The organism is Nocardia sp. NPDC019323 (assembly GCF_044389845.1).
Taxonomy (GTDB): domain Bacteria; phylum Actinomycetota; class Actinomycetes; order Mycobacteriales; family Mycobacteriaceae; genus Nocardia; species Nocardia implantans.
The window spans coordinates 268,718-287,085 of the sequence record NZ_JBIRYN010000002.1; the positions used below are offsets into that span (position 1 = coordinate 268,718).

General features: G+C 68.6%; 17 protein-coding genes. 9 read left to right on the forward strand and 8 right to left on the reverse strand.

Going from position 1 to position 18,368, the window contains the following annotated elements; translation table 11 throughout:
• Positions 1-4: 4 nt before the first annotated feature.
• The 3 genes from ACH49X_RS08720 to ACH49X_RS08730 all read left to right on the forward strand — a co-directional run bounded on the left by ACH49X_RS08720 (position 5) and on the right by ACH49X_RS08730 (position 2,847).
• Positions 5-1,246 (forward strand): helix-turn-helix transcriptional regulator, encoded by a 1,242-nt coding sequence (locus ACH49X_RS08720; RefSeq protein ID WP_357207120.1) that lies wholly within the window; start codon positions 5-7, stop codon positions 1,244-1,246.
• A 262-nt stretch (positions 1,247-1,508) separates the two neighbouring features.
• Positions 1,509-2,336 (forward strand): alpha/beta hydrolase, encoded by an 828-nt coding sequence (locus ACH49X_RS08725; protein WP_357207122.1) that lies wholly within the window; start codon positions 1,509-1,511, stop codon positions 2,334-2,336.
• 103 nt (positions 2,337-2,439) lie between these two features.
• A complete protein-coding gene (locus ACH49X_RS08730; RefSeq protein WP_357207124.1) occupies positions 2,440-2,847 on the forward strand; it encodes a hypothetical protein in 408 nt (135 codons plus the stop codon).
• An 80-nt stretch (positions 2,848-2,927) separates the two neighbouring features.
• On the opposite strand, the gene ACH49X_RS08735 is transcribed toward ACH49X_RS08730, so the two are convergent.
• Together ACH49X_RS08735 and ACH49X_RS08740 are read right to left on the reverse strand one after the other, a co-directional pair.
• Positions 2,928-3,671 carry a lysophospholipid acyltransferase family protein gene (locus ACH49X_RS08735; protein WP_357107016.1) on the reverse strand — a complete coding sequence of 248 codons (744 nt, stop codon included), beginning with the start codon at positions 3,669-3,671 and terminating at the stop codon, positions 2,928-2,930.
• A gap of 11 nt (positions 3,672-3,682) precedes the next feature.
• Positions 3,683-4,429 (reverse strand): 1-acyl-sn-glycerol-3-phosphate acyltransferase, encoded by a 747-nt coding sequence (locus tag ACH49X_RS08740; protein WP_067800463.1) that lies wholly within the window; start codon positions 4,427-4,429, stop codon positions 3,683-3,685.
• 76 nt (positions 4,430-4,505) lie between these two features.
• On the opposite strand from ACH49X_RS08740, the gene ACH49X_RS08745 reads away from it, so the two are divergent.
• Positions 4,506-5,468, forward strand: coding sequence for a hypothetical protein (locus tag ACH49X_RS08745; RefSeq protein ID WP_357107010.1), 963 nt, complete (start codon positions 4,506-4,508; stop codon positions 5,466-5,468).
• 42 nt (positions 5,469-5,510) lie between these two features.
• On the forward strand, positions 5,511-7,049 hold the full coding sequence (locus tag ACH49X_RS08750) for a Rieske 2Fe-2S domain-containing protein (RefSeq protein WP_357207126.1): 1,539 nt from the start codon (positions 5,511-5,513) through the stop codon (positions 7,047-7,049).
• Between the two features lie 54 nt (positions 7,050-7,103).
• On the opposite strand, the gene ACH49X_RS08755 is transcribed toward ACH49X_RS08750, so the two are convergent.
• The 6 genes from ACH49X_RS08755 to serS all read right to left on the reverse strand — a co-directional run bounded on the left by ACH49X_RS08755 (position 7,104) and on the right by serS (position 14,507).
• Entirely contained in the window at positions 7,104-7,445 is a 342-nt protein-coding gene (locus tag ACH49X_RS08755; RefSeq protein ID WP_039794242.1) for a hypothetical protein, read from the reverse strand.
• 164 nt (positions 7,446-7,609) lie between these two features.
• The gene (locus ACH49X_RS08760) at positions 7,610-8,635 is read right to left on the reverse strand and encodes a MauE/DoxX family redox-associated membrane protein (protein ID WP_357207127.1); all 1,026 of its coding nucleotides are present in this window, start codon (positions 8,633-8,635) and stop codon (positions 7,610-7,612) included.
• 54 nt (positions 8,636-8,689) lie between these two features.
• Positions 8,690-9,631 carry a DMT family transporter gene (locus ACH49X_RS08765; RefSeq protein ID WP_357207129.1) on the reverse strand — a complete coding sequence of 314 codons (942 nt, stop codon included), beginning with the start codon at positions 9,629-9,631 and terminating at the stop codon, positions 8,690-8,692.
• Positions 9,632-9,714: 83 nt separating this feature from the next.
• Entirely contained in the window at positions 9,715-11,112 is a 1,398-nt protein-coding gene (locus ACH49X_RS08770) for an MFS transporter (protein ID WP_357207131.1), read from the reverse strand.
• A 169-nt stretch (positions 11,113-11,281) separates the two neighbouring features.
• A complete protein-coding gene (locus ACH49X_RS08775; protein ID WP_323124356.1) occupies positions 11,282-13,069 on the reverse strand; it encodes a bifunctional diguanylate cyclase/phosphodiesterase in 1,788 nt (595 codons plus the stop codon).
• Between the two features lie 175 nt (positions 13,070-13,244).
• Entirely contained in the window at positions 13,245-14,507 is a 1,263-nt protein-coding gene (serS, locus tag ACH49X_RS08780) for a serine--tRNA ligase (RefSeq protein ID WP_357207133.1), read from the reverse strand.
• 93 nt (positions 14,508-14,600) lie between these two features.
• Here serS and ACH49X_RS08785 point away from each other — a divergent pair, with 93 nt between their 5' ends.
• From ACH49X_RS08785 to ACH49X_RS08800, 4 genes are all read left to right on the forward strand, one after another.
• Positions 14,601-16,301, forward strand: coding sequence for an aldehyde dehydrogenase family protein (locus ACH49X_RS08785; protein ID WP_357207134.1), 1,701 nt, complete (start codon positions 14,601-14,603; stop codon positions 16,299-16,301).
• 177 nt (positions 16,302-16,478) lie between these two features.
• Complete coding sequence (locus tag ACH49X_RS08790) at positions 16,479-17,516, forward strand: septum formation family protein (RefSeq protein WP_397069722.1); 1,038 nt, start codon at positions 16,479-16,481, stop codon at positions 17,514-17,516.
• A 10-nt stretch (positions 17,517-17,526) separates the two neighbouring features.
• Complete coding sequence (locus ACH49X_RS08795; RefSeq protein WP_195079652.1) at positions 17,527-17,877, forward strand: metallopeptidase family protein; 351 nt, start codon at positions 17,527-17,529, stop codon at positions 17,875-17,877.
• Between the two features lie 164 nt (positions 17,878-18,041).
• A complete protein-coding gene (locus ACH49X_RS08800) occupies positions 18,042-18,353 on the forward strand; it encodes a PE domain-containing protein (protein WP_067800238.1) in 312 nt (103 codons plus the stop codon).
• The last annotated feature ends 15 nt before the right edge of the window (positions 18,354-18,368 follow it).

Consider the following 18,368-nt stretch of genomic DNA (forward strand, 5'->3'; position numbering starts at 1 on the left):
GGAAATGGACCCCAGGGCCCGGCGCTTCGCACCGCCCGCTACCAGGCGCTGCGTAGTAGTCTCGGATCAATGGGGCAAGCGGGGAATTGTTTTGCCGTCCACAAGAATCCACAGAATCGGGGGTGCGGGCTCGATGGAGAATCCTGGACTTCTGCTCAGGGACGCCCGGCTGAGCAGAGGGGTCAGCCTGGCCGCGCTCGCGGCGAAGACGAACTACAGCAAGTCGTTGCTCGGAATGATCGAAAACGGGCAGCGGGCCGTGAAGCAAGAGCACATCATGAGCTACTCCCGTGCTCTGAACATCCCGATAAGCGCGCTCATGGCACCGTCGCCGGACCCGATCCGTGTCGCGCACGAATGGCTGGTTGCGGATTCCGCCCCCAAGACGCACGCCTCCGCCGGCCGCCGAGTCGGCGAGTCGCTGGCCGCCGAGATGGAACAGCGTGTGGTCGAGCTGCGACACCTGGACGACAGCATCGGCGGGGGTGAATTGTTGCCGCTGACACTGCACGAATTCGGCAGCGTGCGGAAAGTCATCACGGAGTGCAGCTACACCGAACGCGTGGGCAAGCGACTGCTGGGCGTGGCCGGTGAGCTGGCCCAGCTCGCCGGGTGGGTGGCGAGCGACGCGGGCAGGTATGAAGACGCGCAGCGCCTGTATCTGAGCGGCGTGGCGGCGGCCGACGATGCCGGAGACCGTGTCTTGACAGCGCAACTCCTGTCGAGCCTGAGCTATCAGATGGCCAATGTCGGCAACCCTTACGAGGCAGCGCTGCTGGCACGCACGGCGCTCAAGGGAGCGACCAGCGCGCCTCCGGTGGTGCGTTCCCTGCTCACCGACCGCTTGGCTTGGGCATGTGCGCGCTCACGCGACCGCGACGAAGCGAAGCGCGCGCTCGATGCGGTGGATGAGGCCTACGAGCGCCGTTCCCCCGACCTTCCCGAGCCAGAATGGGTGTATTGGCTGGACCGTACGGAAATCGACGTGATGGCGGGCCGGTGCTTCGTCGAACTGGACGAGCCGCGAAGGGCAAGCGCGCTGCTGTCCGGTGCGATCGCGCAACTCGCCGCCGACCGAGTCCGTGAGGTAGCCCTCTATCGCACCTGGCTCGCGGAGTCCTACCTCGAGGTCCGCGACCTGGACGCCGCACGCGCCACCATCCGAGAGGCGAAGACCGCAGCCGAAACCGCACACTCGGCCCGCCTCGACCGACGCATTGCCCAAATCGAAGCCATGCTGGCCTGAACTGCACACATGAGCAAGCGACGCGACTACTACCGAGATCCGCATGCCCCGACGGCCGTCTCCGCTTGCGGCACCACAGTCAAGGACGCACACAGCCGTATCTGGGTTGAGCACAACGCCTTCATAGACCAAAACCCCAAAGCCGCGCCGCTCTGTCCGCAGACCGTGCTGTTTCCAGACGTGACCAGGCGAAATTCCGTGTCAGCGCCGGTGTCAGCTTGCTGTCAGGGCGGCGTCAGGCCGGGCGCCGAGAGTGGTTGCCATGACGAAGAACAGCAACTCCTCCACCGAGGCGAAGTGGACGGGAATGGTGCCGGTCGACGATACGGCGCTGGCCGTCACCGACAGCGGTGGTTCCGGTATCCCGGTGGTCTACTGCAATGGCCAGTTCGCCACTCAGAGGTACTGGCGGCGGGTCATCGCCGATCTCGGCCCCGAATACCGGCACATCACCTTCGATGAGCGGGCTCGCGGCAAATCGGGGCGTTCCGGGGACTATTCCTTCGAGGCCGCGGTCCGGGACATCGATGCCGTCCTGGCCGCCAGGGAAGTGGACCGTGCGCTGCTGGTGGGCTGGTCCTACGGGGCAGTCGTCGCGGCGCACTGGGCCGGCCGGAATCCGGAGCGCGCCATGGGCGCGGTGCTGGTCGACGGCGCGTTCCCGTACGACTGGCTCGACGAGGCCATGGAGCAGCGGATCCGCAAGCTCTTCAAGCGGCTGAACTTGTTCATGCCGCTGCTGCGCCCCACCGGCCTGACCCCGCGGATGAACGCCGCACAGATGGCCGAAAGCAATATCGAACTCGGCAGGCTCTCCCGCGAGCGCGAGCTGGGTCCCGTGCTGGACGACATCAGCGTGCCGGTGCGGTATGTGGTCGCTTCGGGGACGTCGTTCGGAAGCCGGGGCGATGAGCAAGAGCGAATCCGCACCAGCCTCGACGCGGTGTGCACCCGTAATCCGAATATTCGCGTCGGCGCGAAAGTCGCCAGTAACCACGGTGCGATCCTGCGCAAGGACTTCCGCGCCATCACCCAGGCCGTCCGCGAGATCGCGGCGGCCGACGAGGAGCAGGGTTCGCCGAGCCGCTGACCGACGCGCCGCGTCAGTCCACAACCACGATCTGCCCTCAGCACTCCGCCCACGCAGCCGACCATTCGACCGCGTTCCCAACACAATCGAAGGAGACACCACCATGTCCATCACCCTCACCGACCAGGACAAGGCCACCGTCCGGAGCGCCGCCTACGGCGCTGTCTCGCTGATGGCCGCCGCCGACGCCACCGGCTCGCCCCACAAGTCCGCCACCAACGGCGCCATCGCTCTGTCGTCGGCGACCGGCCTGGTCGGGCACGTACTCGCCGCCAAGTCCAAGGACATCACCCTGAACGGCAAGAACGTCGCCGAACTCGCCGACCACGTGCTGCCCGCCCTCACCGCGGCCATGCGCCTGCTCCAGCAGCGGGATCCGGCCGAGGCCGACAACTTCCGCAGCACCGTCCTCGTCGCCGTCGACGCGGCCGCCGGAACCCGCAAGGGCGCGCCGAGCCCCGTCCTGGCCGAAATGGCCCGCAAGATCACCGCGGCCATCGACGCCGCCTGACCGGATGCCGACCGCACCGCCGCTGTCACGGGGTCCTCAACCGGACCTCGTGACACGGCTGCGCGGCGGATACGCCGGCATCACCGCGCTTTCGCGCGCCGCCGCCGCTCCATCTCCTCACGTTCCAGCACAGCCGCCTGCGCGAGGGTCGGCGCGGTTCCACCGAGCCGCGCGGGGACCCAGCGGGCGCCTTTCACCATCGGGTAGTCGCGTTGGGCGCGTTCCAGGAGTTCGCTCATTCGGGTGCGCAGGGTGGCGGTGAGTTTCTCAGGCGGATCGTCGGGTGGGATCGGCGCGCCGATGCGGATATTGATCGGGAAGTTGTGCCGACCCAACTGCCTGGGGATGTCCTTGGTCCAGACCCGGTGCGCGCCCCAGATGATCATGGGAACGATCGGGACGTCGGCTTCGACCGCCATGCGCGCCGCGCCGGACTTGAATTCCTTGAGCTCGAAACTGCGGCTGATCGTCGCCTCGGGATAGACCACGACCACCTCGCCCGCACGCAAGGCGGTCACCGCGCGGGCGTAGGACTCCGCACCGGCCGTGCGATCGACGCCGATCGCCTTGCAGTGCTTCATGAGAAAGCCGACGATGCCGTGCTCGAGTTCGGCCTTCATCATGTACCGGACATTGCGGCCGGACTTGCGCCCGACCAGCCCAACTTCCATGAAATCCAGATAGGCCGTGTGATTCACGGCCAGCACCGCCCCGCCTGAGCGCGGAATGTGCTCTTGGCCTTCGATATCGACGCGCAGGCCCTGCACGAAGAAGATGGCGCGGACCAAGCCGGCGAGAATGTCGTAAACCGGTTCTCGCGCCATCACACCTCCAGCTACTGCGCCGCGTTCTTGCGCGCGGCCTTGGCCTCGGCTTCGGCGGCATCCATCGCGTCCGCCTCTTCCAGGGTAGGAGCGCTGCCGCCCAGACGGGCGGGCACCCAGTACGCGCCGGGCTCGTGCACGTAGTCCTTTTGCAGGTCGAGCAGCATTTCCTGCATGGTCGAGCGCAGCTTCGCGGTCAGTTCGGCGGCGGGCTCGAAGGGCTGGATCGGCTCGCCGACCGCGATCGAGATGGGCGTGTTGGTGCGGCCGAGCCGCTTCGGGAAGCCCTTGGTCCAGACCCGCTGCGCGCCCCAGATGACGATCGGGATGATCGGCACCTCCGCCTCGATGGCCATGCGCGCCGCGCCGGACTTGAATTCCTTGATCTCGAAACTGCGGCTGATCGTCGCCTCGGGGTACACGCCGACCAATTCGCCCCGGCGCAGGTACTCCACGGCGGCCTTGTAGGAATCCGCGCCCGCCGAACGGTCCACCGGGATGTGCTTGAGCGCGCGCATGATCGGGCCGGAGATCTTGTTGTCGAAGACGTCCTTCTTGGCCATGAACCGGATGTAGCGCTTCGGCGTGCGCACCGGCAGGCCCGCGTAGGTGAAGTCCATGTAGCCGGTGTGGTTCACCGCCAGCACGGCGCCACCTCGGGCGGGAATGTGTTCATCGCCCTTGACGGTGAACTTCAGACCTTCGATGAAGAAGACGGTACGGGCCAGGCCGATGATCGTCCGGTAGACGGGTTCCACAAGTCCGCTAGCGTAGTCGCTGCTCGTCCCCATCGGCAGTTCGCCGCCGCCGCGCGCCGCGCCGGAGCGAGGACGCATGAGCAGCCCCGACCGCACGCCCGGAGAGAAGAGGATCGTCGAAGTGGAACGCGCCCGATCGGCACCGCGCGAGTACGACCGCAGTGCAGCACGCGAGCGGAACCGGGCCGGGCGAGCGACCCGCGCCGCGCTGATCGGCGGCTCGGCCCTGATCGCGGCGATCGCGCTGACCGGTTGCGACTCCGTGGTCGGCATCCCGGAGGAGAGCGCGCCACAGGCGGCCGTTCGCACGACGCCACCGGCCGCCGTCCCGGCCACGCCCCCGCCGAGCACCTCCGCGCTCGCGCCGGTTCCCGCCGACGCTCCGCCGGTGGGCGCGGTCGCTGGTCTGCCCGCCGCCGCACCGGCGATGCGGCGCTGGGCGGCGGACCTGCGCTCGCACACCATCGCCGAGATGCAGGACAAGTGCTGGACCATCGCGCCGAGGAACGTGGCCGAGATGTACGAAGACCAGCAGGCCGTCCTCGCCGCGCTCGCCCAGCCCGGCACGGTGACCGAGGACGCGGTCGTCTGGAAGAGTCCCACCACCACCGTCGCCGTCCAGCGCGCCGAGATCGCGACCGGATACGCCTGCCCGCGCGTCGCGACGGCCGGTGCGGAGATCGCCTACAACGACGCGGACGCCAGGCACACCGTGCGCCGGTACCTGTCGCGCTTCGTCGGCACTCCGCTCGACCCCGCCGACAAAGAAGGCGACTACCCTCTGATCTGTAAGGCGTCCCCGGCGACCTGGGACCCCAAAGGCACCGGGCGTCCGAGCCCCGCGCCGCTGGCGAACAACCAGGGCGCGCTCACCGGGGCCACCGAGTTCGCCGACCAGCAGATCCGGTCGGAGCAGGTGAACACCGAGTACATCGCGGTGCTCGTGCCGGTGACCAACTCCTCCGGTGTGACGCAGACGCGCACCTTCACCCTGCGCTCCGGGACGGACGGCTACTGCATCGGCGATGTCACGCCGTAACCACTACCCTGGTTGGCTGGTAAACAGCAGGAGGAGCAGCTAGTGCAGATCACCAGCGTCGGACACGCCGGATTCCACATCCGCACCGCGGCCGGGTCGATCCTTTGCGATCCCTGGGTGAACCCCGCGTACTTCGGTTCCTGGTTCCCGTTCCCCGACAACACCCAGCTGGACTGGGACGCGCTGGGCACATGCGACTTCCTCTACGTCTCGCACCTGCACCGCGACCACTTCGACGCGAAGACGCTGGCCGAGCACGTCAACAAGGACGCGACCGTCCTGCTGCCGGACTATCCCGTTCCCGACCTGCGCCGGGAACTCGAACAGCTGGGCTTTTACAAATTCTTCGAGACCGAGGACTCGGTCAAGCACACGGTGACCGGCCCCGGCGGGGATCTGGACATCATGATCATCGCGCTGCGCGCGCCCGCCGACGGCCCGATCGGCGACTCCGGGCTCGTGGTCTCCGACGGCGAGACCACCTGCTTCAACATGAACGACGCCCGCCCGGTCGACATGGACGTGCTGCACGACGCCTTCGGCCACGTCGACATCCACCTGCTGCAGTACTCGGGCGCGATCTGGTATCCGATGGTCTACGACATCCCGGCCCGCACCAAGTCGAACTTCGGCAAGCAGAAGCGTCAGCGCGGCATGGACCGGGCGCGCAGCTACATCGAGCAGGTCGGCGCGACGTGGGTGGTGCCGTCCGCGGGTCCGCCGGTGTTCCTGGACGAAGAGTTGCGCTACCTCAACGACGATCGCGGTGACGAGGGCAACATCTTCCCCGACCAGAAGGTGTTCCTCGAGCAGATGGAGATCCACGGCAACGCGGGCGGGGTCCTGATGATCCCCGGCTCGGTCGCCGACGTGCGCGGCGCCGAACTGACCCTCACCCATCCGAGCGACCCCGCCGAGATCTACGACAACAAAGCCGAGTACATCGAACGGATGGCCCAGCGCCTCGCTCCGGTGCTGGAGGCGGAGAAGGCGACCTGGGAGCGCGGCGACGGCTCGCTGCTCGAGCCGCTGCGCAAACTGTTCGAGCCGATCATGGCCCAGAGCGACGTGATCTGCGACGGCATCGGCTACCCGGTCGGTTTGGTGATCGGGGAGGAAACCATCGTGCTGGACTTCCCCAAGCGCACGGTGCGCGAGCCGGTCGAGGGCGAGGGCCGCTACCGTTACGGCTTCCGCATCGCGCCGGAGCTGGTGCGCACGGTGCTGCGCGATCGCGAGCCCGACTGGGTGAACACCATCTTCCTGTCCACCCGCTTCCAGGCCTGGCGCATCGGCGGCTACAACGAGTTCCTCTACACGTTCTTCAAGTGCCTCACCGACGAGCGGATCGCCTACGCCGACGGCTGGTTCTCCGAGGCGCACGACGACTCCGCCTCCACCGAACTCAGCGGCTGGGAGGTGCAGCGGCGCTGTCCGCACCTGAAGGCGGACCTGTCGAAGTTCGGCGTGGTGGAAGGCAACACGCTCACCTGCAACCTGCACGGCTGGCAGTGGGACCTGGAGTCGGGACGGTGCAAGACGTCCAAGGGCCACGAACTGCGCTCGCGCAAGCTGGACTGAGCCGCGACTTCCGGCCGACGCTTCCCGCGCCGGCCGGAAGCATTTGCCAACCGATTACCGGTCGGCCACCTCGCGGGTCAGCTTCGACGACCACGGACACCAGAAGCAGCCCGGCAGAAACGCGCCGCACGCCTCGTCCAAGTGGTCGTTGACATACATGATGCTGGCGTCGCAGACCTCGATCGCCATGGTGAAGAAGGTGATCGTGTCGGGGTCCAGATGGAAGTCCCAGCCCGGGTTGTAGGGCGCGGGCATCTTCCGGATCCGGCCCATGACGTGGACGGACATCTGCTCGTCACCCGACAGGATCCGACGTGCTTCGGCGATCCGCTGCTCATTGGTCAGCTGGATGATGAACTCTTTGCCGGAGTAGTCGGTGAATGCGAAGAGCGCCATGTCTTCCCCTCTTGTCGGTGGGTCATGTTGTTGGATGGCGAATTCCGCACCGGTGCGACTCGATCCTATCGGTGCAGCACCGTCTGTTTGCTAGAAATTTGCCAACCAGTGCATAACCGAACCGCAGTCGGTCAAGGCGGGCAGAAAAGAGGTACGCCCCGAAATCAGCTGGAGGCTCCCGCCGGGACTCTGTCCTGCTCCCGCCTGCGCGGGCCGGTCCGCACCGTGCGGATCAACTCGCGGATCGCGATGCCGCCTCTGGCCACCGGCGCGGCCACACGTCCATCGGGATCGATCAGGACGGCGGACGGTGTGCCGCGCACCCGATAGCGCAACGCGGCTTCGTTGCCCTGCTGCACGAGCGAGGGGATATCGCCCAACCCGTGCTCGACGCCCCACGCGGCTTGCTCGGCGGCATCGCCGTTGCCGACCGCGACGATCGCGAGCGCGTCGCCCGTCCGCGCACGCCAGCGGGGCAGTTCACGGGCCAACGCCGCGCACAGCTCACACCCTGGGTGCACGAAGACCAGCAGGACCGATCTCGCGCCGGTCAGCAGATCCTCGAGCGTGGTCTTCGCCCCGTCGGGAGCGAACAGCTCGAATTCCGGCGCCACCGCACCAACCGGCAACCCCTCCGCGCCCAGCGTGGACAGCGCCTGCTCGTCCACTCGGCGGCGCAGAACACGCAACTGGCCCGCCAACCACACCAGCACCGAGACCACCGCCGCGACCACAGCGCAGCCGATCGCGTTGTCGGCGGGCAGATCCATCGGCACGCGCGGGTGCGTCTGCGCGCCGATACCGACCAGCACGGCGAGCGCCGCGAAAACACCGTTGCGCACCAAGATCGTCGGCCCGATCGGCGTGGCGCTCGCGGCGCCGAAGCAGGAACAGGAAGGGTGCTCGCCACGCCGCAGCAACCGCGCGATCACCGCCGTGAACACGGTGAGCAACAGCAGCACCGCCAGGGCGGCCACGCCGGAAACCCGGGGAATCAGCACGCTCACCGCGATGATCGCCTCGGTGCTGGACAACCCCCATGCCACCGCGGGCACCCAGCGCAGCGGCACCCCGAAATCCCCCACCGCCTGCCGCGTCGCGCTCCGATCCGCCAGCTTGCCCCACGCCGACAGCCCGAACACGACAGCCAGACCCAGCCGCGAAATCCACACCCCGTATTCGATCAGCATGAGCGCACCATTCCACACTTATGCGCTTCGCATATGAATGCGCGGCGAGTGTCCTCAGGACTGCGGTCGAGCGGCGACCGCGACCGCGACCAGAGTCAGCGCGCAGCCGACGATCGCGGTGACCGACAGTCCCGCGCTGGTCGGGGTGACCATGTCCAGGATCAGCGAGGCCAACAACTGTCCCGCCACCGAGGTGAGCCCGAGCAGCAGAACGCCGATCCAGCGGACCGCCAGGGCGGCGAGGGCGATGAAGGCGACGCCGATGAGTCCGCCGAGATACAGCCACGGCTCGGCCGGGAAAGCGGCCGGTCCGCCGGAGGACACGATGACCAAGGCCTCGATGACGAGCAAGGCGGCCAGCCCGACGCCGAAATTCACCAGCGCCGCCGACAGCGCTCCACCGACGGCGCCCACCTTGCCGTTCACCGCCTGCTGCCAGGCCAGGCCGATGCCAGCCAGCGCGGGCAGCGCGATCAGCAGCACGGTCGGCGTGCCGCGCAGCGCCTCGGGCACCGAGAGACCGCCGCCGGCGTGGGTGTGCCCGAATCCGGCGATCAGCACCGCCACCACGCCGAGCGCCGCGCCGGCCAGACGTACCGCGGTGACCGGCGTGCGGCCGCTCGGACCGAGACCGAGCCGGTCGACAGCCAGGCTGCTGAGCAGCTGTCCCGCGACGGTCGCAACGGTGAACGCGGTGACACCGATGGCCGCGACGGTGAGCCCCTGGCACGCCACGAAGAACGCCCCGCACAGACCACCGAGCAATTGCCAAGGCCGCAGCACGCCCTCCGATACCGCCCGCCGCACCCGCCGCGCGCCCTCCCGCAACCGCCCGCTGACCGCGAACGCCACCACCAGCACAACCAGCCCCACCCCGAAACTGATCGTCGCCGCCGCCACCCCATCGGCCAACCTCGCCCCCAACGCGCCGTTGATCCGCCCCTGCACCGCCACCCCGGCACCGATCCCGAACCCGCAAACCAGCCCGAACCGCACTCCCGCACGCTACCCAACCGCCACGAGTGGCACATGACCGCGGCATTTCCCGAGAGCGTCTCTCCACGGTGTGCCACTCGCGGTCAATCAGCGCCGGGGAGCCAGCGCGGGGTGAGGGCGGCGATGGCGAGGAGGGAGGCGCCTAGGAGGGCCAGGAGGGTGGAGATGGAGGTGTACTGGGTGGTGAGGCCGGCGAAAGCGAAGACCGCGAGGGCGATCACCTCGCCCAGGAGGCCGGACACCGAGGTGACGGTGGCTCGGGCGGGACCGTCGATGGCGTCCTGGAGGCGGGCGGCCGCGACTATCCCCGCGTTGTAGACGATGCCGTAGGAAACGCCGATCGAACCGAAACCGAGGCCGGCGAGCAGGTAGACCGCGTCCGGACGGCCGGTCGCGAGGCCGGCGATCAGCGCCCCGCCGAGGAACAGCATGCCCGCGGCGGCCACCGCGATCGACATCGTCCGGCCCGACATCCCTTCGGTGCGTCCCGCCAGCACCGAACCGGTCAGCGAACCGAACACGGTGAGACCGACCAGCAGGGGCACAACGGCGGTCGAGACGCCGGATTCCTCCGCCAGCAGGGCGAAGAACTCGTCGAACGCCGTCACCCCGAACAGCAGCGCCTCCAGCAGCACGCCGTAGCGCACCGCCCGCACGCGGACCGCTTCGCCGACCCCGGCTTTCAGCATGGTGCGGTATCGCGCGAACGGTCCCGGCCGCGGCGCGGAGCGCTTCGGATCGACGGCTGCGGGCTCCGACGCGAAGCCGTTGGGGACACTCGGCTGCTCGAAACGTTCGCCCCGTGGCCGAGACGCCGAACCCACCTCCGACAAGATCGTGCGATCCACCGAACAATCCCCGACAGTGCGGGCGTGGACATCATCGACCGGCGCTGAAGGTCGGCCGGAGAAGTCTTCCTCTTCGAGAGCATCAACGTCCGCCGCGCACACCGCTTTCGGCGCCGTGGGCAGCGACAGCGCGACCAATGTGTGTACGGCCGCGATGGCGACGCTGAACCAGCCGACCAAGACATAGCCGCCGTACAGGTACAGGGGCGTCGCTGCGAGGATCGCGATGACGACAGCCGTCTCCGCACCGGCACGGGTGTAACCGAGGATGCGCGAATAGGCCGACGACGCCGCGCGGGCGGCGAGGTCGTCGTACAGCAGCGCCTCGAACGTGCCGGAGGCCAGCGCGCCCGAGGTCCCCCACAGCACGAATCCGGCGGCGAAACCCGCGAACGAGGGCGCCACCGTCCACAGCGCGAAGCCCGCCGTCAGCAAGACGCCACTGAGCACGAGCAGCCCACGGCGCGACACCGTGTCGGCCCACGCGCCGGAGGGCACCTCGAGCAAGAACGACGTCGCCGACCAGATGGCCAACAGCGAGGAGATCTGCCCCGTGCTCATGCCGTGGTCGGCGAACAGCAGGGCGTACAGCGCGTAGAGCGGGATCAGTTCACCGATGCTCTTGAAGAGCACCGCCCGAACCGTCAGCGAGCGCAGGCTGAGCGCACCCGCGCTGTTCGCGCGCCGGGCGCGCGGCGATCCAGCGGATCAACAGGCGTAGATGAGCAAACGCATGTCGATCAGCATGTCCATCCACGCCGCACGGCGTCAAGGGATTTCCGCTCGGTCGCGAAGGAGTGAATCAGGGCAGCGGCACCCAGCCGTTCGCGGGAACGGAGTCCCCGTCGCCCAGCTCCCCGTCCGTGACGCCGGAGCCGATCCGGCCTTTGTTCTCGTTGAGGTCGCTGATCAGCTCCGACACCGGATGCGAATCGCTGTAGTGATAGCCCTGCGCGAGCGCGAAGCCCAGTTCGGTGAGCACCGCGGCTTGGTATTCGGTCTCCACTCCCTCGGCGATGACCTGCAGGTCGAGCGCGTTGGACAGGGCGGCGATCACGCCGAGCAGCGGCGGCGCGGGCGAGTCGGAGCGGATCGCGGCGACGAAGGACTGATCGACCTTGAGGATGTCGCTCGGCAGGGTGGCCAGTCGGCTGAGCGAGGAGTAGCCGGTGCCGAAGTCGTCGATGGCGATGCGCACGCCCCGCTCCCGCAGAGTGTGCAGGTTTTCGATCGCGGTCTGGGATTCGGCGGCCAGTTCGCTTTCGGTCACCTCGAGCACCAGCTGATCGGCGGGCCAACCCGTCGTGGCGAGGATCCCCGCCACCCGGTCGGCGTAACCGGCCTCGGCCAGCTCCAGCCCGCTGACGTTCACGTTCAGCGTCAAATCCAGCTGGGCGAAAGTTTCCTGCAACCGCGCCGCGTCCGCGCAGGCCCGGCGCAGCACCAGCTCGTCCAGATCGGCGATGAGGTCGTACTCCTCGGCGACGCGGATCAAGCCCTCGGTGGTGACATCCGGTTGCGCGCTCGACGACCAACGCAGCAGCGCCTCGACACCGACCGCCTTGCCGCCGCCTTCGGTGAGGCTGACGATCGGCTGGTAGTGCACGTCGAGCGCGCCGCGGTCGATCGCTTCGCGCAGTTCCACCGCCAGCGGCAGCTGCCGGGAGGACTCCAGCACCGTCCGGTTGCGTCCGGCCTGCTTGGCCCGGTACAGGCCGACGTCGGCGCGGCTGACCAGCAGCGACCCGGATTCGCCCGGCTGCCATGAGGTCACGCCGGCCGAGCAGCCGGTGGTCACCGCGGCGCGGAGCTGTTCGGTGAGCAGGATCGCGGCCTGCTCGGTGGTGTTCGGCAGCAGCAAGGCGAACGCGTCACCGCCGTAGCGCGCCAGGCGCTGCTCGGGGGCCAGCAGTTTCGACCAGGTGTCGGCCACCCGCTGCAGGACGGCGTCACCGGCGCGGTGCCCGAGATGATCGTTGATCTTCTGGAATCGATCCAGGTCGACCAGCACCAGCGCGAGCCCGTGCCCGGACCTGGTGGCCTGCTGGATCGCGGTGTTCAACGCCCGGTCGAAGCCGCGCCGGTTGAGCAGTCCGGTGAGCACATCGATGTCGGCTTCGGACGCCATCCTGGTCAGGATTCCGACGACGACGCCGACGCCGAAGGTCACACCGGCCGGAATCAGGCCCGACCACCACGGCAATCCGGGCGTCACCGGCCGCGCGGGCAACACCCACAGGCACAGCGCCAAGGCGAACGCGATATGGGCGGCGGCCTGCGACCAGGCGAAGAACAGCGCGGCGTCGCACGCGATGAACACGTAGAACGCCGCGAGGCTGATCGCTCCGACGGTGTTCGGGAAGGAGTGCACCGCGATCGTCACCAGCACCGTCGCGATCGCGACGTAGACGTGGTGGATCGAATGCGGCAGCCGCGGCCCCCATGCGAGCAGCGTGAGACCGAGCGCCAGCGCCACCGCTGCCGCCCCGCCCACCAGCGGACGATTACCCTCCTCACCAGGGGCGATGGCGGTGATCAGCAGACCGAGCACCCCGCCCATGACGTAGAACGCCCCGGTGGTCCGAGCCATGACCATAGCCGTCGCCAGCGCAGACGCGGCCCGCACCCGGGTTCGGGTATCGCCGCGAGACCCGATTCCTCGCACGACGAATAGCCTAGACATAAGGAATCCCGCTGGTTGCCACATCCCGGGAATCCGGCATGGCGAACCAGTAGCTATTCACCTGAACGTTATGCCCGCGTGGTCAGTTCGTCGGTCGCAGCACGTCGGTGCCGACGAACGGGACCAGGGCGGCCGGAATCCGGACCGACCCGTCGGCTTGCTGATGGTTCTCCAGAATGGCCACCAGCCAGCGGGTGGTCGCGAGCGTGCCGTTCAACGTCGCGGCGATCTGCGGCCGTCCGTTCTCGTCGCGATAACGGACGGCAAGCCGCCGCGCCTGGTAGGTGGTGCAGTTGGAGGTCGAGGTGAGTTCCCGGTAGGTCCGCTGGGTCGGCACCCACGCCTCGCAGTCGAATTTGCGCGCGGCGGAGCTGCCGAGATCACCGGCCGCGACGTCGATCACCCGGTAGGGCACCTCGATCGCCGCGAGCATCTCCTGTTCCCAGGCGAGCAGGCGCTGATGTTCGGCGTCGGCCTGATCGGGCGTGGTGAAGACGAACATCTCCACTTTGTCGAACTGGTGCACGCGGATGATGCCGCGAGTGTCCTTGCCGTAGCTGCCCGCCTCGCGGCGGAAGCACGACGACCAGCCCGCGTAACGCTTGGGGCCGTCGCTCAGGTCGAGGATCTCGTCCGAGTGGTAGCCCGCCAACGGCACCTCCGAGGTGCCGACCAGGTACAGATCGTCGTCGGCGAGGTGGTAGACCTCGGCCGAATGCTGCCCGAGGAACCCGGTGCCCGCCATGACCTCCGGGCGCACCAGCACCGGCGGAATCATCATGGTGAAGCCGTTGGCCACCGCCTTCTGCGCGGCCAGCTGCAGCATGCCCAGCTGCAGCAGCGCGCCGTAGCCGGTCAGGAAGTAGAACCGGGCGCCGGAGACCTTCGCGCCGCGCTCCATGTCGATCAGGCCGAGCGACTCGCCGAGTTCCAAGTGGTCCTTCGGCTCGAAATCGAACTCCCTCGGGGCGCCGACGGTCTGCAGCACGACGAAATCGTCCTCGCCACCCGCCGGTGCGCCTTCCTGCACCACGTTCGAGATGGCGCGGTGCGCGGCGTCGAGATCCATGTCGGCGGCGTGTTGCGCGGCCTCGGCCTCCTTGACCTTGACCGACATCTCCGACGCCCGCGCCAGCAGCGCGGACCGTTCCTCCTTGCTCGCCTTACCGATCAGCTTGCCCATCGCCTTGTGCTCGGCGCGCAGGTTGTCCGCGGTGGCCACCGCGGCACGCCGCGCCGCGTCCGCCTCGAGCAGCGCGTCGACGAGGGCGGGGTCTTCGCCGCGGGCGCGCTGCGAGGCGCGGACCGCGTCCGGGTTGTCCCGCAGGAATCGGAGGTCGATCATGGGCCACCAGCCTAGTGGTCGGTGTGTTGCGCTTTCACGCCGATATCCCAGGATGCGGACCATCCGGGCGCGATCGCGCGCATAGTGGGGCTTGTGGGCACTCCATTCGGTGAGACGGCCGTCGACAACGCGCTGGCCGATCTCGCCGCGGGCGAGAAGACGTGGGTCGCGACGCCGCCGCGCCGCCGCCGCGCCTTGCTCGACGAGATCCATGCCAGAATCGGCCGCTTCGCCGAGGACTGGGTGCGCGCCGCGTGCGTCGTCAAGGACCTCGACGAGCACTCTCCATTGGTCGGCGAGGAGTGGATGTCCGGCCCGCTCACCTTGTTGCAAGCCACGGCCGCGCTGTCGGCGACCCTCGCCGCGCTGGAGACCGGCCGCAGCCCGCTGGCGGGCATCACGCTGCGGGAGGCGCCGGGCGGGCGGTTGGCCGTGCCTGCGTTCCCGTTCGGCGTCTACGACCGGCTGTTGCTGAACGGCTTCCGCGGTGAGGTGTGGCTGCGCCCCGGCGTGGACGCCGACAGCGCACGCAGGCGAGCCGGGCTGGCCCAGCTCGACCCCACCGCCACCGGCGGGATCGGCGCGGTGCTCGGCGCGGGCAACATCACCTCGATTCCGCCGCTGGACGCGCTCTACGAGCTGTTCGCGCACAACCGGGTGGTCGCGCTGAAGCTCAACCCGATCACCGACCCGCTGTTCACCGTCTTCGAGATGGTGTTCGAACCGCTGCTGGAACTCGGCGCGCTGCGGATCCTCACCGGCGGTGCGCGGGAGGGCGGTTACCTGGTGCGTCATCCGGATGTCGCGCACGTGCACATGACCGGCAGCGCGCAGACCCACGACGCCATCGTGTGGGGCCCCGGCGCGGAGGGCGCGCAGCGCAAGAAGGACAACCGGCCCCTGCTGGACAAGCCGATCACCAGTGAGCTGGGCGGCGTCTCGCCGACCATCGTGGTGCCAGGCGATTGGTCCGACGCCGATCTGCGCTATCAGGCCGAGCACGTGGCCACCCAACGGCTGCACAACGGCGGCTACAACTGTGTGGCCGCGCAGGCGGTGGTGATCGACTCCGAGTGGGACCGTAAGGACGAGTTCCTCGCCGAACTCCGCCTGGCCATGGAGCGGGCGCCACAGCGAACCGCCTATTACCCGGGCAGCGACGCGCGGGTCGCCGACGCGCTGGCCTCGTATCCGCAGGCCGAGCGTCTCGGTGCGGGGCGGGTGCTGGTCGACGGACTGCCGCCGACCGGCTCGCCGCTGCTGCGCACGGAATACTTCTCGCCGGTGCTCGGCGTCGTGGAGCTGCCCTACGCGGGCGGCGAGTTCCTGCAGCGCGCGGTGGACTTCGCCAACGCCGAGCTGACCGGCACCCTGGGCGCGAACGTCATCGCCCATCCGGCGACCATGCGCAGGCTCGGTGTGGCGTTCGACCGCGCGATCGAGCGGCTGCGCTACGGCGCTATCGCGGTGAACACCTGGACCGGTCTGGCCTTTCTCGCGCCGCGGGCCGCCTGGGGCGCCTTCCCCGGACATACCCTCGACGACGTGCAGAGCGGTATCGGCGTGGTGCACAACGCCCTGTTGCTCGACGACGTCGAGCGCACCGTGGTGCGCGGTCCGTTCCGCCCCGCCCCGCGCTCGTTGCTCGGCGGGGAGTTCGCCCTCTCCCCCAAGCCGCCGTGGTTCGTCGGCAACGCCACCGCCGCGACCACCGGGCGCAGGCTCACCGAGTTCTACGCCGACGCCAACCCGGCCCGATTGCCCGGCGTCTTCCTCTCCGCGCTGCGCGGCTGATCCACCCGCCCCCGTGCCGCGCCGATCGGGCCAGGTCGTGGCACCGCGGCACCGACGCTGCCATGATGGACCGCGATGTCCTCCGAACGTGTGTCCCGGTCCCCGCAGGCGCCCAAGCGCGGCGCGTCGTCGCGCGCCGACTCCCTACGGCGCTCGTTCGACTCGGCCAAGGCCGCCATGGGCAAGGGCGAGCTGCGCGATCTGCATCTGTCGGCGCCCACCTTGCGCTGGGGCCTGCTCGCGGTAGCCGTCGGCGCCGTGGTCGCGGCCCTGGTGACGCTGTTCGTCACCGGCTTCGACAACGAGAAGGGCCTGGAGGCGCACAATCCAGGCGCACCGGCACAGCCCGTGCTGGACAAGGAGTTCGGCACCGCGTCCAAGGGCGACTGCCTGAGCTGGACCAAGCCGGACCGCTCGGACCTGGTCAAGGTGAACTGCTCGACCAAGCACATGTTCGAGGTCGCGGCCGACATCGACATGAGCAGATACCCGGGCAAGGAGTTCGGTCCCGGCTCGCGGTTCCCGGACTCGTTGCGCCTGACCGAGCTGAAGGAAGAGCACTGCGTGCCCGCGGTGCAGAAGTACATGTCGGGCCGGTTCGATCCGCGTGGCAAGTACATCGTCGGGCTGATGTACCCGAGCCCGGAAGGCTGGCAGCACGGTGACCGCACGCTGCGCTGCGGCCTGCAGATCGCGGCCAGCGCTGGCACTCCGCCGTCGGTCGGCAGCGCCACCGAGCACGACCAGTCCAAGGTGTACGAGCCGGGCGTGTGCCTCGGCATCAACCAGAACCTGCCCACCGATCCCGTCGACTGCGCCCAGCCGCACGCGGTGGAGATCGTCTCCACGGTGGATCTGAGCGCCCACTTCAACGGCGGCCCGCCCGCGAAGGACGACCAGGACAAGTTCGTCGAGCAGGAGTGCACCCGCACCTCGACCGACTACCTCGGCGGGCCGGACGTCATCCGGAACAAGACGCTCACGTTGTTCTTCGACTACATCGATGCCCGCAGTTGGATGGCAGGCAGCCGCAAGCTGGACTGCATGATCGGCAAGGGCGCCGACCGGGAGGGCTTCGCGCCGATCACCGGTTCGGCCAAGGGCGAGATCCTGATCAACGGCCAGGCTCCGGTACCGCCGCCGAACAACGGACGTTCCACGCCCGCACCGCTGCCCGGCGCGGCGCCGCTGCCGCCGCAGCCCCAGCCGAGGTAGCCGAACGCCGATGCCCGTGACGATGTCCGCCGACCGGTTCGAGGAATTGGTCGGCGACGCACTGGATCTCATCCCGCCCGAGCTGACCCGCGCCATCGACAACGTGGTCGTGCTGATCGAGCCGCGCAATCCGGAGGATTCGCATCTACTCGGCCTGTATCACGGCATCGCCCTCACCGAACGCGACAGTCAGTACGGCGGAGCGCTTCCCGACACCGTGACCATCTATCGCGACGCGATTCTCGAGCACTGCGCCGACGAGGCGCAGGTGGTGGAAGAGGTGGCGATCACCGTGATCCACGAGATCGCACACTATTTCGGCATTGACGAAGACCGCCTGCATCAGCTGGGATGGGGATAGTCTTGACCGAGCTGTATTGCGCACCACCAGCGGTAGGTGTGTAATCGGCACGGAGATCGAAAAGTTGGGGATTCGATGGAACCGATCGCGTTGCTGTCGCGTCCTATCACTCGAAGGGGGAATTCTCGTGGTTCCGCCCCACAGCCACTAGAAGGAGTCGAGTCATGGTTGGACATGTACTGATCGCACCCGAAGCCATTCTCGCCGCCGCGGCCGAACTCGACCTCGTCGCCGAACGTCTGGCGGCCGCCGCGGCGGTCACCGCGCCTGCGACGCACGTGCTGCCCTCCGGGGCGGAGGAAGTCTCCTTCGTCAGCGCGAGCCATTTCAATCAGGGGGCGATGTCGCACGACCGGGCGATCGCGCAGGCGATTCTGGAATGCCACCACGCCGCGGCGACGCTGCGCATGCAGTTGGCCCAGCACGTCGCGGGCGACGTGGTGCGCGCCGCAGGCATCAGCGCCATCCAGGTGTAGTTCCGCAACGAGTTC

What these genes read in the sequence shown, in the direction of transcription:
- ACH49X_RS08720 (WP_357207120.1), top strand. Translation starts at nt 5, where the DNA reads ATGGACCCCAGGGCCCGGCGCTTCGCACCGCCCGCTACCAGGCGCTGC.
- ACH49X_RS08725 (WP_357207122.1), top strand. Translation starts at nt 1,509, where the DNA reads ATGACGAAGAACAGCAACTCCTCCACCGAGGCGAAGTGGACGGGAATG.
- ACH49X_RS08730 (WP_357207124.1), top strand. Translation starts at nt 2,440, where the DNA reads ATGTCCATCACCCTCACCGACCAGGACAAGGCCACCGTCCGGAGCGCC.
- ACH49X_RS08735 (WP_357107016.1), bottom strand. Translation starts at nt 3,671, where the DNA reads ATGGCGCGAGAACCGGTTTACGACATTCTCGCCGGCTTGGTCCGCGCC.
- ACH49X_RS08745 (WP_357107010.1), top strand. Translation starts at nt 4,506, where the DNA reads ATGAGCAGCCCCGACCGCACGCCCGGAGAGAAGAGGATCGTCGAAGTG.
- ACH49X_RS08755 (WP_039794242.1), bottom strand. Translation starts at nt 7,445, where the DNA reads ATGGCGCTCTTCGCATTCACCGACTACTCCGGCAAAGAGTTCATCATC.
- ACH49X_RS08760 (WP_357207127.1), bottom strand. Translation starts at nt 8,635, where the DNA reads ATGCTGATCGAATACGGGGTGTGGATTTCGCGGCTGGGTCTGGCTGTC.
- ACH49X_RS08775 (WP_323124356.1), bottom strand. Translation starts at nt 13,069, where the DNA reads ATGGCTCGGACCACCGGGGCGTTCTACGTCATGGGCGGGGTGCTCGGT.
- serS (WP_357207133.1), bottom strand. Translation starts at nt 14,507, where the DNA reads ATGATCGACCTCCGATTCCTGCGGGACAACCCGGACGCGGTCCGCGCC.
- ACH49X_RS08790 (WP_397069722.1), top strand. Translation starts at nt 16,479, where the DNA reads ATGGGCAAGGGCGAGCTGCGCGATCTGCATCTGTCGGCGCCCACCTTG.
- ACH49X_RS08795 (WP_195079652.1), top strand. Translation starts at nt 17,527, where the DNA reads ATGCCCGTGACGATGTCCGCCGACCGGTTCGAGGAATTGGTCGGCGAC.
- ACH49X_RS08800 (WP_067800238.1), top strand. Translation starts at nt 18,042, where the DNA reads ATGGTTGGACATGTACTGATCGCACCCGAAGCCATTCTCGCCGCCGCG.